Raw genomic sequence first — 12,894 nt, forward strand, 5'->3', positions numbered from 1 at the left:
GTGCGCCGAACCCAGCAGCATCGAACGCCATGACCATCAAAAAGCGCATCTTGATCGTTTCGCTCGGCGGAACCATCGCCATGACGACTGACGCGGCGCCGGGCCTCGTGCCGACGCTCGCCCTCGACGATCTCCTGCGCCGATCCCCGGCACTGGCATCCCTCGGCGCGATCGAGACCTGGCCGCTGGCGGGCCTGCCCAGCGCCTCGCTGGCAATCGCCCAGATCATCGAGCTGGCGCACGGCCTGCGCCGACGGTTCGCCGATGGCTGCGACGGCGCGGTCGTGGTCCAGGGGACCGACACGCTGGAGGAGACGGCGTTTCTTCTCGATTGCCTCCTGCCCGGGGATCAGCCCGTGGTGGTGACGGGCGCCATGCGCGGGAGCAATGCGCCCGGAGCGGACGGCCCAGCCAACCTCGTCGACGCCGTTCGCGTCGCCACCGATGAGCAGAGCCGCGGCATGGGGACGCTTGTCGTCTTCGACGGCGAGATCCACGCCGCGCGGTTCGTCCGCAAGACCCACACGCTCAGCCTCGCGGCCTTCCGTTCGGTCGGACGCGCCGCGCTCGGGCGCGTGGTCGCGGACGAGGTGCATGTCTCGGCCGGCGTCGGCCGCGTGGCGGCGATCGAGCGCGTCGATCCGGCCCGCGAGTGGCCGGTCGCCCTGTTCCGCTTCGCCATGGGCGCCGACGACCGGGTTCTGAAGCGGCTGCCGGACCTCGGCTATGGTGGCCTCGTCATCGAGGGGGCCGGCGGCGGACACGTCTCCGCCTGCCTGATGCCGGCGGTTCGCGCGCTGGCCGCGAAGATGCCCGTCGTGCTCGCGAGCCGCTGCCCGGAAGGTCCCGTCCTGCGGGCCACCTACGCCTATCCGGGCTCCGAGATGGACCTCCTGTCCGCCGGCGTCCTGCACGCCGGCGATCTGTGCGGCCTCAAGGCCCGGCTGCTGCTGTCCCTGCTGCTGATGGCGCAGGAAGACGGAGCCGACCTGGCGGCCCGGTTCCGGGCCCGCGCCTGGAGCGGCTCCCAGCCCCACATGGAGACGATATCGTGAGCGTTCAGAACCCCTCAATGCGCTTGGAGCGGGATTCGCTCGGCGATGTAGCGGTGCCCTCGGACGCCCTCTACGGCGCCCAGACCGCGCGGGCGCTCGCCAACTTTACGGTCTCGGGCATCCCCATCGGCCACTTTCCCGACCTCGTCCTGGGCCTCGCGCTGGTCAAGAAGGCCGCGGCCCGCGCCAACCATCGCCTCGGCCTCCTGCCGGAGCACCTGGCGGTCGCGATCGAGGAGGCCTGCGACGCGATCATCGCCGGGCGGCACATGGAGGCGTTCGGCGTCGACGTGCTCCAGGGCGGGGCGGGCACCTCGTCCAACATGAACATGAACGAGGTCGTCGCCAATCTGGCGGCGGACCGGCTCGGCGTTCCGCGCGGCCGCTACGACGTCGTCCACCCCAACGACCACGTGAACCTGTCCCAGTCCACCAACGATGCCTATCCCACCGCGATCCGCATCGCCGTGCTCACGGGCAACGCCCGCCTGTGCCGGGCGCTGGACGCCCTGGCGCGCGAGCTGGAGGGGCGGGCGCGCGATTTCGCCGACATCCGCAAGCTCGGCCGCACCCAGCTCCAGGATGCGGTGCCGATGACCGTGGGCCAGGAATTGCGCGCCTTCGCCGCGAGCCTCCGGGAGGACATCGCACGGCTCGCCGAGATCGGTACCCTGCTGAACGAGGTCAATCTCGGCGGCACGGCCATCGGCACCGGCGTCAACGCCCCGGCGGCCTATCGCGCGATGGCCGTCGCCGAGCTTGCGGTGCTGTCTGGTCTGCCGCTGACATCGGCGCTCGATCTTGTCGAAGCGTCCTGGGATACGGGCGGCCTCGTCCTTTATTCGGGCATGCTGAAGCGGACGGCGACCAAGCTCTCCAAGATCGCCAACGACCTCAGGCTGCTCTCCAGCGGCCCGCGTGGCGGCCTCGGCGAGATCAGCCTGCCCGCCCTGCAGCCCGGCTCGTCCATCATGCCGGGCAAGGTCAATCCGGTGATCCCGGAAATGATCAACCAGATCGCTTTCCAGGTGATCGGCGCCGACCTCGTGGTGACGCTCGCGTCGGAGGCCGGCCAGCTCCAGCTCAACGCCATGGAGCCGGTGATGGCCTACAATATCCTCACCTCCCTCGACCTTCTGACGCGTGGTTGCCGGGCTCTGGCCGAGAAGTGCATCCGCGGGCTCGGCGTGAACGCGCTTATATGCGCGCTTCATCTCGACCGCAGCACCGCCATGGCGACCGAATTGGCCCCGCGCCTCGGCTACGCCAAGGCGGCGGAGATCGCCCACCGCGCGCTGTCGAGCGGCCGCAGCATCGCCGAGATCCTGGCCGAGGGCGTGGATGCCGGCCATGGATGACGTGATCGAGACCTGCGTCGCCTGGCGGCGCCACCTCCATGCCCACCCGGAATTGCTCTACGACCTGCCGGCGACGACGCATTTCGTCGCCGGGCGCCTCGCGGAGGCGGGCGTGGACGCCATCGAGACCGGCGTCGGCGGCAGCGGCATCGTCGCAGTGATCGGCGGCGCCGGGACATCCCGCCGCGTGGTTGGCCTCCGGGCGGACATGGACGCGCTGCCGATCAGCGAGGCAACCGGACTGCCCTATGCCTCGCGGGCTGCCGGACGGATGCATGCCTGCGGCCACGACGGTCATACGGCCATGCTGCTCGGCGCGGCGCGGCGCCTCGCCGCGACCCGCGACTTTTCCGGCACGGTGGCCCTCCTCTTCCAGCCGGCCGAGGAGGGCGGCGCCGGGGCCAGGGCAATGATCGAGGACGGCGTGCTCGACCGCTTCGGCATCGCTGAAGTCTATGGTCTGCACGCCATGCCGGGCCTGCCCGTGGGCCATTTCGCCACCCGCGCCGGCCCGCTCATGGCGGCGTCCGACCTCGTGACCATCACGCTGGGCGGACGTGGCGGACATGCCGGGGCGCCCCACCTCGCGGACGACGTGGTGCTTGCCGGCGCCGCCATCGTGCAGGCGGTCCAGTGGATCACCGCGCGCACGCTCGATCCGCTCGAATCTGCGGTGGTGTCGCTCACCTGCTTCCAGGCCGGCGAGCGGGAGAACGTCGTCCCCGCAACGGCGACGATCAAGGGCACCGTCCGCGCCCTCCACGAGCCGGCGCGCCGCGCCATCGAGGAGCGGCTCTGCGACATGGTGCCGAAAATTGCAGCCGGCTTCGGCGTCGCGGCGACTGTCCTCTACCGGCGCGAATACCCCGCCACCGTGAACGCCACAGACCAGGCGGCTCGCGCGGTCGAGGTGGCCGGCGCACTGGTCGGTCCCCAGGCCGTCGACGCGAACGCCCGCCCGATTCTTGCTTCCGAGGACTTCGCCTATTTCCTCGCCGAGCGGCCCGGCGCCTTCACCTTCCTCGGCAATGGCGACAGCGCGCCCCTGCATTCCCCCAACTTCGACTTCGCCGATGCGGCAATCCCGTTCGGCATCGGCTTTCTGTGCCGCCTCGCCGCCGCCGCGCTGGCGCAAGGGCCGCGGACTCTTCCCGGCGGCACCCATCGAAAGGACCGGCCATGACCTCCGTCCGCGACATGATCGGCTATGGCGAGATGCCCCCCGACCCGAGCTGGCCGGGAGATGCCTACCTCGCGCTCCAGATCGTCCTCAACTACGAGGAAGGCGGCGAGCGCTCCCCGCTTTACGGCGACGCCACATCGGAGAGCTATCTGTCCGAGCTCGTGGGGATCCCGCCTTATGTCGGCCAGCGAAACCTCAACGTGGAGTCGCTGTACGAATACGGCTCGAGGGCTGGCTTCTGGCGCCTCTGGCGCCTGATGACGGAGCGCGGCCTCAAGCTCACGGTCTTCGGCGTCGCCTCGGCCCTGGCGGCCAATCCGGCAGCGGTTGCGGCGATGCGTGATGGCGGCTGGGAAATCGCCTCTCACGGCCTGCGCTGGATCGACTACAAGGACTTCGCCCGCGCCGAGGAGGAGGCGCATTTCACGGCCGCGCTCGACCTTCACCGCCAGGTGACGGGCGCCCTCCCGCTCGGCTGGTACACCGGGCGCATTTCAGAGCAGACCCTCGACATCGTGATGGACCACGGCGGTCTTCTCTATTCGTCCGATTCCTATTGCGACGATCTCCCCTACTGGGTGGAGCGCAACGACAAGCGCCACCTGATCGTGCCCTACAGCCTCGACGTGAACGACATGCGCTTCGTCTCGCCGCAGGGCTTCAATTCGGGCGACCAGTTTCTCTCTTATCTGCAGGACAGCTTCGATTTTCTCTATGAGGAGGGCCGCAAGGGCGCTCCGAAGATGATGTCCGTCGGGCTGCACTGCCGGATCGCCGGCCGCCCGGGCAGGACCGCCGCGTTGGCGCGGTTTCTCGACCGGGTGGCGGACAATCCCCGCGTCTGGATAACGACCCGGGCGGACATCGCGCGCCACTGGCACGCCGGCCACCCCCGCTAGAGGCAACGGCATCCGAGCGTACGGCACCATGAACGGACCGGATACTGCGGCGCCGTCTTGCGAACTGAGGAACATCGCTCCCGGCGGATGAACCAGCTCGCCGGCATCGCCGCATCACGCCCGCGGAGCCGCGATCCTCCAAGAGGAGGACTGATGACCAAATACAAGGGAGGGGAGAAGATCCAATGAGGTTCCCGTTCATCACCCTGGCTGTAGACATGCTGCTTGCAACCGCGACGCTCGCCTCGATCGCCGCAATGCCCCTCGCGGCGCGCGCGGGCGCGGTCGGAAACGCCGTGAAGCTTTCCCATCTCGACGGCAGCCCCGCCGAAACCGGGATTGAAAACGTCAACCGGGTCCTGCGGCAGATCGGCGTCCATGTCAGCGAAGTTCCCATTCCGCCGGAAGCGCGCCCCATTCTCGATGCCTCCAGAACCCGCGCCATATCCGCCGACGAAACCAAGCAGATCGGCGCCCTCTTCGCGATGCACCGCGGGCAGCTCCTGGGGGAGATAAGCCACGCGGGGCGCCAGCCCGAGGCGCACCGCGGCGGCTATCTCTCGACCTCGGAGATCGGCGATGCGCCTTATCCCAAAGTCTTCGACATGAAGGCCATTCCCGCGAACATCCTGTATGCGGTCCAGGCCAAGTACGCCAAGCTCCATGTCAACGCCTCCGACGACGGCCGGGGCATCGACGAGGTGATGACCGTCGTTTCCGGCGGCCCGTGGACCTGGTTCTTCCGGCTGACCGGCGGCGAGATCGTGAAACTCTCGGTGGGTCCGGTGGATGGCGGCGGAAACGCCCTGCGGCTGAGCTATTCCGGGCTCGTCCCACACGCGGCCTTGCTCAGCGCCCCGAGCGGCCTGACGGTCGCCCACGCCCACGGCCCGCAGCATTTCGTCATGCGCTACGACGATCCCAGCGTCGCCGGCGCCGATGTGCTCGGCACCAATCCGTGGATCGATTTCAGCGGCGACCGGCCGAAGCTCGTCAAGCCGTGACGCCGTCGGAGGAAGTGCCGCGATGCGCCCCATGGCCTGGGCGCGCACGCACAAACCTCAAAGCGCAAAAATTGAAAGCATGTGCCGGTGTGGCCGTCCCGCTCTTGACCGTCCGACCGCCCGGCGGCGCCGATTATCTCTGTCGCGACGGCGCGGCCCGGGTGGGGCGGGGAGCCGGTGCGCCGCGGCTCGGCGCAATCAGGCCCAGGAGGTATTCCAAAAGCGCCGCGTCATCGGAACGCGTGTCGCCGGTGACAGCAATGGCGTCCTCCATCTCGATGTGGCTGTGAAGGAAATATTGGATGAGACCGCCGGCGGTGACCATTGCGAGACCTCGGTGAACTCATCGCCAACGGTGCGCTGATCGACCACCTCCTCGCCGGGCGCGACCGCCTCGGCCGGGGATTGCCGGACGGCCGCGCCGCGCCGCCCGCAGCCGAGCCCCTCCGTGTGGCCGATCAATGGGCTTTGGCGATGAGGTCGCGACGCTGGCCTTGCCGCCACCATCTTGAGCGTGGCTGTGACCAAATGGTGCATAGGGCTGCCTAGGGGTTGTATTGTAGTCTCGACGCGGGATGACGGGGACAGGCGTTCGGCCGTCATCGGTGTCAGGCGGGGGCCATCGTGACACATGCGGCCGCGAGCGATGTCGAGGCGACGGGGCTGGCCTCGCAATCCCGTTGGATTCTGCCGGGCGGCTTCGACAGCCTGGAGCTGGCGCCCGAGGCGCGCGACCTGCCGCCGGACGTCGCCGACGTCAGATACCCGCAGTTCTTTCTGCGTCCCGGCCTTGAGGTGTACACCTTCGCCGCGAAGGTGAGATCCCCGGTGGCCCTGACCTACGAGGTGCTGTCCGGCGAGTCCTACCTCTGGCTGGCGCTGAATTTTGCCGGCCGGAACCAGTATCTGCACGAGACCGGGCTGAGCGGCGCGGTGCTGCCCGACAGCAGCCACTGCGCCATGTTGCGCGATCCGGTCAGCACGTTCGACTATTCGGTGGAGGAGCACCGGACCGCGGGGATGGCGGTGACGCCCGCGCGGCTGGAGGAGATGCTGCAGGGGCAACGCCTGTGCCGCTCCATCAACGATTTTCTCGACGGCGGCTTCGACCCCGCCGTCCTCTCGTCGCGGCCGACGGCGGCCCTGCGCACCATCGCCGAGCAGGTGCGCAGCCATCCCTACCACGGGGTGATGGAAGCCGTGTTTCTGGAGGGCAAGGCCTTCGAGATGCTCGCGGAGAGCCTGCGCATCTTCTTCGACGACGGCGCCTGCCGGGACGGCGGGCTGGCCCGGCGCCATGCGCTGGCGGCGCGGGAGATCATGATGGCCGACCTCGCCCATCCCCCGCGCATCGAGGATGTGGCCCTTGCCGTCGGCCTCTCGCAGCGCCGCCTCAACGAGGTGTTCCGGGAAGTGTTCGAGGCGTCGCCGCTGCAATGCCTGGTGCGCTGGCGCCTCGACCTGGCGCGGCAGCTGCTGGCGTCCGGCGAGCTGAGCGTCAAGCAGGTGGCCCACCGGCTGGGCTATGCCCATGTGAGCAACTTCTCGCTGGCCTTCGCCCGCCGCTTCGGCCATCCGCCCTCGGGCGACCGGGACAGGGGGCGGCCCGACGGCCGCTGAACGCCATATCATTTCGGGGATTCCGCATAAGCCTATCGGGTGGAGGGGGTAGGCGTCATCCGATAGATTGCTGCAGCGCCACCATGGGTTGATTCTGCATTGTTTCTGTGTTGATTCACATCATGGTTGCTGCGGCTGATCTTGTGAATATTGAGCGAGATCGAAGGGGGGTCCGATGAACTTCAAGATCACTTTCTTGACGCTGAGCATCGCGGCGGGGGTTGCCGCGTGCGTGGTCGACGCGAGTCAGATGGCCATGGCGTGCAGCCTCATCCTGTGGAACACCAACGGCCAAGCGGTGGTGGCCGCGCGCACCATGGACCTTTATCTCGACGACAAGCCGCGCCTCGTCTATCTGCCGCGCGGCATAACCCGCCGCGGCGTCGCCGATGCCAATGCGGCGACCTGGACGTCGAAATATGCCAGCGCGGCCATGACCGCGCTCGATGCCGCCACCAGCGACGGCATCAACGAGGCCGGCCTCAGCGCGCATCTGCTCTACCTGCACGGGGCCGAGCACGAGCCCGTCGACCAGCGCCCCGGCGTCTCCAATCTGCTCTGGCCGCAGTTCGTGCTGGACAATTTCGGCACGGTGGCAGAGGCCCTTGATGGCCTCAAGAAGGTGCGCATCGTCTCGGTGGAGGCCCATGGGCGCGAGTGGCCGCTGCATCTCGCCATCGAGGATGCGTCGGGCGACAGCGCCGTGCTGGAGTTCGTCGGCGGCAAGCTGGTGGTGCATCACGGCAAGGACGTGACCGTGATGACCAACGAGCCGCCGCTCGACGAGCAACTGGTGAACCTGAAGCGCTACAAGCTGTTCGGCGGCACCCTCGCGATGCCCGGCGACATCGATCCCATGAGCCGCTTCGTGCGCGCCGCGTCCTATCTGAAGACCCTCCCCAAGCCGTCCGGGACCAACGAGGCGCTGGGCCATCTTGCCGGCGTGGTGCGGACGGTGGCCGTGCCGTTCGGCGCGGTCGACACTTCCGGGGGCGAATCCGCGGATGCCTGGCCGACCCGCTGGGCCACCCTCAGCGATCACACCAACAAGGTCTATTATGTGATGCCCGTGAACAGCCCGAACGTGTTCTGGGTGGACCTCGCCAAATTCAATCCGGACTCCCGGGAAATCCTCGCGGTCGATCCCTACGCGGCCGGTCAGAGCGGCGACATCTCGGCGAGCCTCAAGAGCTTCGGCTCCATCGACAAGGCCTATCCTCCGGGTCACTGACACCGCCGGCCGCCTGAACCTGCGGCAAAGGCTCAACCGGGCCGTCCCGCGCCAAGGATGGGACGCGGGACGGCAGATTGCCGAAGGTGTGTTCCGGCTGCTTCGGGCGCGCCACGAGATTCACGGGCCGGCCTTTTGCTGATCGGCCAATTTCAGCCGGGCGCGTGCGGCGACACCGCGGTCGCCGGCAAGCCGGAGGGGGGAATGGTTCGCTTCGCGCTTCGCGCGATCGCCGGTGTGCTGGCGCTGGCGGGTGCCGCTGTCCTCGCGCTCGTCCTCGTTGCCTATCTGCCGCAGGCGGAAGGGCTGCGCCGCGCGGCGGCGGAGCGGGCTCTGAGCCATCTGTGGGGCGAGCCGGTCGACGTGCCCGGGGCGGTGGTCGTCGAGCTGTGGCCGCGCGCGCGGATCGAGATCGCCGCCATCGATGCGCGCGGCTCCGATGGCGCCCGCGCCCGCGTCGATCGTCTGGCCTTCGCCACCCCGACCTATGCCGAGCTGATCGGCTTCCGGTTCGGTTACAGCCTCGCGGTCGAGGGCGCGCAATTCGACGTGCCGCTCGACGGCGCCGACGACGCCCGGCCCGGATCGCTGTTGGAATCACCCATTTACGTGTTGTCCCTGCTGCCGCACCTCGCGATCCGCGACACTTTGGTGCGCTTCACGGACACGACGAGGGGCTGGCTGTTCGAGCTCAAGGTGGCAGATCTCAAGAGCACGCTTGATGCGGGGCGCAACGTGCTCGCGGCCGATGCCATGCTCAATGGCCAGCCCCTCACCCTCGGCTTCGCCTTCGACCAGGAGGTGCAGGACGGTGAGGGCAAGCGTCCCTATGGCGCCGAGATCCGCCTCGCGGCGGCGGGCGCCTCCGGCCTCTCCGGCCGGCTCGACGTGCGCGCGCCGACGAAGCAATTCGACCACGGCCTGGTGATGGAGCTCAATGCCCAGGCCGGCAGCCTCGCCAAGGTGCTGACGCTGGCCGGCATCGCGCCGTCCATCGACGGAACCGGCACGGTCCGCGCCCACCTGGACGCCGAGCCGGACCGCCTTGGCATGAGCGATCTCAACCTTGCCCTCGTCCTCGCCGACGGCGAGCGCGTCACCGTCACCGGCCATGCGGCGGACCTTGCGAGCCTGGACAGCGCCGACCTGAAGGTGGTGGCCGATCTTACCGCCCGTTCGGCCCCCGCGGTGTCCCTGAGGGACATCGTCGTCACCCGCCTGTCCGGCGCGTTCAGAAGCCGCCCGGAAGGCATGATGCTGGACGACATCCTCATCCAGACCAACGCCTTCGACCAAAGCCTGCGGGAGATCGGCCCCATCAGCGTGCGCTCGGTGGAGCGCGATGCCGCCGGCCACGTGGCGTTCCGGGGCATCTCGGTTCTGGCCGGACCGGCCGATCGGCCCATCGCCCGGCTCCAGGGCAATGTGGACGACATTCTCGGCTTCGCCGGGGTCCAGCTGGCGGGCAACATCGACATTCCCGTCGCCAGCGTCTTTGAACTGCCGGCCGATGCGGAGAACAGGCTCGGGCGTTTCGTTGGAAGCCTCTCGGTATCCGACGAAGGCGGCGGGCTGGGGGTGGATTCGTTCGCTGCGCGCATCGACGGCAGCGAGCTGATCCAGGCCAGCCTCGCTCTCGTGCTCGACGATCTGGGAAAGCCCGGCGTCGCCACCTCCGCGCAGGTGGAGGCGCGGCTCGCGGTTCCCAACTACGCGGCCTTCGTCGCCGCCTTCGGGGACTCCTCCGATTTCCGCGGGCCGGTGAAGTTCGAAGGCCGCATGAGCGGCACCACCGATGCTCTGACCATGAAAGGCCGCACCGACATCGGCCGCACCCAGATCAACGGCAACCTCACCAGCCTCGTCGCGCCGGGCGGGCGCTCCTTGGTGAAGGGGTCCATCAGTTCGCCGCGCATCTATGCCGACGAACTCCTCGCCTTCTCGCGCCCGGAAAGCCAGCACAAGCGCAAGGCGGTGACGGTGGCGGGCGTCTCGGCGCCGGAGGGCGGCAGCCGGATCGATGTCATCGGCACGACCGACGCGGACATCACCATCGCCGCGGCGCGGATCGATGGTGACGGCGACAGCGCCACCGGCATCCAGGCCCACCTCGCCGTGAAGGACGGCGCCCTGCGCGTGGACCGGCTGCGCCTCGGCTATCGCGGCGGCGTCATCTCCGCCGTCATGGCCAGCGAAGGCCGCTCGGTGCTGCGCACCAAGGGCACGGGGGAGGGCTGGTCCCTGTCCACGTTCATGGGCCGCGGGTCCGGCATCCCGGTGTCCGGCAGCCTGCGCATCGTCTTCGATCTCACCACGCGGATGGACGCCGACGATCCCCTGAGCACGCTCGGCGGCACCCTCACCGCGCGGGTCGGCCGCGGCCGGCTGGGGACGGGGCTGCTGGACCTCGCCGGCGTGGGCCTCATCGCCGGCCTCTTCACCTCCTCGGTGCAGAAGGGCGAGACCGAGCTGCGCTGCGCGAAGGTGCCGCTCATCTTCAACAAGGGGGTGGCCCGCACCAATCCGCTGATCGTGGTAAATACCGAGCATGTTCAGGCGCTCGCCCGCGGGACCGTGGACGTGATGCGCAACCGCATCGACCTGCGCGTGGCGCCGCGCCCGCTCGATGCCCCCGATGCCGCGCCCGGATACAGCTTCACCATCAGGGGATCCCTCAGCAGCCCCTCCATTGCGCTGGCGTTCGGCGGCGGCGATCCCAAGGGTCGCTATGGCTGCGATTGAGGCGGCCGCCGCTCAAACCGGTGCCACGGCCGAGGGGCGCCGGGCCAAGCGGTCGGGACGCGCGATGCTGGCGCGAACGTCCTGCCCATGGTCCAGCGACGGCCGTGCGCGGCGCCACATTGGCGAGACCGTCGCGCTCGGCCGTCTCGGCGCCGATGGCATCGGGGTCCAGATCTTGTCGGCGAGAAGGATGCCGCGCTTTGCGGAGTTGGGCGCGTCACGTCTGCCGCTGCATGATGGCTCACGCAGAACGACCTCCGATCCTTTCAATCGTCATCGTGCCGGCCGGGAACCCGCTCAAGACGCGCGGGATCGAACTTCGCCTTCAGGCGCGCGCCCTGGGCGTTGGTGGCGCGGACCTTGTAGCAGCCGTCGTCGGAGCGGATGGAGAGCACCGTCCAGCCCTCCGCCTCCAGCTTCTTCTGCAGCGCCTCGCGCGGCTGCCACTCGGCCAGCGGCACGTTGCAGTCGCGGTCAGCCGCGGCCGGCGTCGCGGCCAGAGCGAGGCAGGCTGCAGCGAGCCACAATGCGTACCCTCGGCGTCTCACCGCGCATCCTCCTTGCCCCCGCGCCATGAACAGCACGCCAAGCTGACAACAAGCTGAACGCAGTAGCGGATTCCCTCGCCCCTTCCGCCTCCCGCCACGCTAGATTGCCATGCGGCGTGCCGAGGTGACAGATGCGTATCCTGCTGATCGAAGACGATCCCGTCCTGGGCATGGCGGTGCGCGACCAGATCGTCGCGGACGGCCACGGCGCCGACTGGGTGACGCGCCTCGCCGATGCCGCCGACGCCCTCCATGCCGCCGCCTTCGATTTGATCCTCCTCGACTTGATGCTGCCCGACGGGCGCGGCTCGGACTTCCTCAAGAAGCTGCGCAGCGCGGGCGACGCGACGCCGGTCATGGTGCTCACGGCGCGGGACCAGATCTCCGACCGCATCGCCGCCCTGGACGTGGGGGCCGACGATTACCTGGTGAAGCCGTTCGACCTGTGCGAGCTGTCGGCGCGCATCCGCGCCGTGGGCCGGCGCTATGCGGGCAATCCCAACCCGCTGGTCACGCTCGGCGACATCGAGGTGGACCTTGCCGCCCGCTCGGTGCGCCGCGCCGGGCAGGCCGTGGCTCTGACAGGGCGGGAATGGGCGCTGTTCGAGGCCTTCGTGCAGCGGCCGCACCAGCTCATGTCGAAGCCGCAGCTGGAGGAGCGGCTCTATTCCTTCGATGCGGAGGTGGAGAGCAATGCCATCGAGGTCTATGTGGCGCGCCTGCGCAAGAAGCTGGGCGCCGACGTGATCGAGACCGTGCGCGGCATGGGCTATCGCCTCGGAACGCCGGGGGGCGGCGCGTGAGCGGACACTGGAGCCTGCGCCGGCGCCTCGGCCTGTGGCTCGCGGCATCGGCGGCGGCGCTGTGGCTTGCCGCGGCCACCGTGGCGGGGCTGGTCCTGCGGCACGAGATCGACGAGGTGTTCGACAGCGCCCTCCAGGAGGTCGCCCAGAGGGTGCTGCCGCTCGCTTATTCCGAGCTGCTCGCCCGCGAGGACGGGGCTGGCGCCCAGCACATGGCGCCGGTGGGTGCGCACCGGGAATACATCACCTATGTGGTCCGCGATGCCGAAGGCCGCGTGCTGCTCCAATCCAGCGACGCGGAGCAGATGGCCATTCCCGCCGCCCCCGCCCCCGGCTTTCACACCACCGCGCGCCTGCGCACCTACACGGAAGCGGCGGTGCGGGGCACCATCGTCGTCACCACGGCGGAGGAGCTGGGCCATCGCGCCGCGGCGGTGCGGCGGGCGGTGCT

General features: G+C 69.2%; 11 protein-coding genes and 1 pseudogene. 10 read left to right on the forward strand and 2 right to left on the reverse strand.

Annotated features, from left to right (window positions below):
• The first annotated feature begins 29 nt into the window (after positions 1-29).
• From ABLE88_RS15310 to ABLE88_RS15330, 5 genes are all read left to right on the forward strand, one after another.
• On the forward strand, positions 30-1,055 hold the full coding sequence (locus ABLE88_RS15310; RefSeq protein WP_348832544.1) for an asparaginase: 1,026 nt from the start codon (positions 30-32) through the stop codon (positions 1,053-1,055).
• Positions 1,052-2,413: an aspartate ammonia-lyase gene (locus ABLE88_RS15315; RefSeq protein WP_348832545.1), complete on the forward strand. Its 1,362-nt coding sequence runs from the start codon at positions 1,052-1,054 to the stop codon at positions 2,411-2,413. The genes ABLE88_RS15310 and ABLE88_RS15315 overlap by 4 nt, the downstream gene beginning before the upstream one ends.
• On the forward strand, positions 2,397-3,596 hold the full coding sequence (locus tag ABLE88_RS15320; RefSeq protein ID WP_348832546.1) for an amidohydrolase: 1,200 nt from the start codon (positions 2,397-2,399) through the stop codon (positions 3,594-3,596). The genes ABLE88_RS15315 and ABLE88_RS15320 overlap by 17 nt, the downstream gene beginning before the upstream one ends.
• Positions 3,593-4,495, forward strand: a complete 903-nt coding sequence (gene puuE, locus ABLE88_RS15325) for an allantoinase PuuE (RefSeq protein WP_348832547.1) — start codon at positions 3,593-3,595, stop codon at positions 4,493-4,495. Before ABLE88_RS15320 ends, puuE begins: the two co-directional genes overlap by 4 nt.
• A gap of 185 nt (positions 4,496-4,680) precedes the next feature.
• On the forward strand, positions 4,681-5,499 hold the full coding sequence (locus ABLE88_RS15330; protein ID WP_348832548.1) for a hypothetical protein: 819 nt from the start codon (positions 4,681-4,683) through the stop codon (positions 5,497-5,499).
• A 133-nt stretch (positions 5,500-5,632) separates the two neighbouring features.
• On the opposite strand, the gene ABLE88_RS15335 is transcribed toward ABLE88_RS15330, so the two are convergent.
• Positions 5,633-5,824, reverse strand: coding sequence for a hypothetical protein (locus tag ABLE88_RS15335; RefSeq protein ID WP_348832549.1), 192 nt, complete (start codon positions 5,822-5,824; stop codon positions 5,633-5,635).
• A 299-nt stretch (positions 5,825-6,123) separates the two neighbouring features.
• On the opposite strand from ABLE88_RS15335, the gene ABLE88_RS15340 reads away from it, so the two are divergent.
• The 3 genes from ABLE88_RS15340 to ABLE88_RS15350 all read left to right on the forward strand — a co-directional run bounded on the left by ABLE88_RS15340 (position 6,124) and on the right by ABLE88_RS15350 (position 11,092).
• Entirely contained in the window at positions 6,124-7,119 is a 996-nt protein-coding gene (locus tag ABLE88_RS15340) for a helix-turn-helix transcriptional regulator (protein WP_348832550.1), read from the forward strand.
• Positions 7,120-7,294: 175 nt separating this feature from the next.
• Entirely contained in the window at positions 7,295-8,350 is a 1,056-nt protein-coding gene (locus tag ABLE88_RS15345) for a linear amide C-N hydrolase (protein WP_348832551.1), read from the forward strand.
• 204 nt (positions 8,351-8,554) lie between these two features.
• Positions 8,555-11,092: an AsmA-like C-terminal region-containing protein gene (locus tag ABLE88_RS15350; protein WP_348832552.1), complete on the forward strand. Its 2,538-nt coding sequence runs from the start codon at positions 8,555-8,557 to the stop codon at positions 11,090-11,092.
• Between the two features lie 266 nt (positions 11,093-11,358).
• Here ABLE88_RS15350 and ABLE88_RS15355 read toward each other — a convergent pair whose 3' ends face one another.
• Positions 11,359-11,640 (reverse strand): PepSY domain-containing protein, encoded by a 282-nt coding sequence (locus ABLE88_RS15355; protein WP_348832553.1) that lies wholly within the window; start codon positions 11,638-11,640, stop codon positions 11,359-11,361.
• Positions 11,641-11,771: 131 nt separating this feature from the next.
• Between ABLE88_RS15355 and ABLE88_RS15360 the strand changes: the two genes are divergently transcribed.
• Both ABLE88_RS15360 and ABLE88_RS15365 read left to right on the forward strand, forming a co-directional pair.
• Positions 11,772-12,443 (forward strand): response regulator transcription factor, encoded by a 672-nt coding sequence (locus ABLE88_RS15360; RefSeq protein ID WP_348832554.1) that lies wholly within the window; start codon positions 11,772-11,774, stop codon positions 12,441-12,443.
• Positions 12,440-12,894 (forward strand): annotated as a pseudogene (locus ABLE88_RS15365) (two-component sensor histidine kinase); the annotation flags it as partial. The gene ABLE88_RS15360 and the pseudogene ABLE88_RS15365, both read left to right, overlap by 4 nt.

Origin of the sequence: Xanthobacter luteus, from assembly GCF_040049235.1 — a bacterium.
In the GTDB taxonomy this organism is placed as follows: Bacteria; Pseudomonadota; Alphaproteobacteria; order Rhizobiales; family Xanthobacteraceae; genus Xanthobacter.

What these genes read in the sequence shown, in the direction of transcription:
- ABLE88_RS15310 (WP_348832544.1), top strand. Translation starts at nt 30, where the DNA reads ATGACCATCAAAAAGCGCATCTTGATCGTTTCGCTCGGCGGAACCATC.
- ABLE88_RS15320 (WP_348832546.1), top strand. Translation starts at nt 2,397, where the DNA reads ATGCCGGCCATGGATGACGTGATCGAGACCTGCGTCGCCTGGCGGCGC.
- puuE (WP_348832547.1), top strand. Translation starts at nt 3,593, where the DNA reads ATGACCTCCGTCCGCGACATGATCGGCTATGGCGAGATGCCCCCCGAC.
- ABLE88_RS15330 (WP_348832548.1), top strand. Translation starts at nt 4,681, where the DNA reads ATGAGGTTCCCGTTCATCACCCTGGCTGTAGACATGCTGCTTGCAACC.
- ABLE88_RS15335 (WP_348832549.1), bottom strand. Translation starts at nt 5,824, where the DNA reads ATGGTCACCGCCGGCGGTCTCATCCAATATTTCCTTCACAGCCACATC.
- ABLE88_RS15345 (WP_348832551.1), top strand. Translation starts at nt 7,295, where the DNA reads ATGAACTTCAAGATCACTTTCTTGACGCTGAGCATCGCGGCGGGGGTT.
- ABLE88_RS15350 (WP_348832552.1), top strand. Translation starts at nt 8,555, where the DNA reads ATGGTTCGCTTCGCGCTTCGCGCGATCGCCGGTGTGCTGGCGCTGGCG.
- ABLE88_RS15360 (WP_348832554.1), top strand. Translation starts at nt 11,772, where the DNA reads ATGCGTATCCTGCTGATCGAAGACGATCCCGTCCTGGGCATGGCGGTG.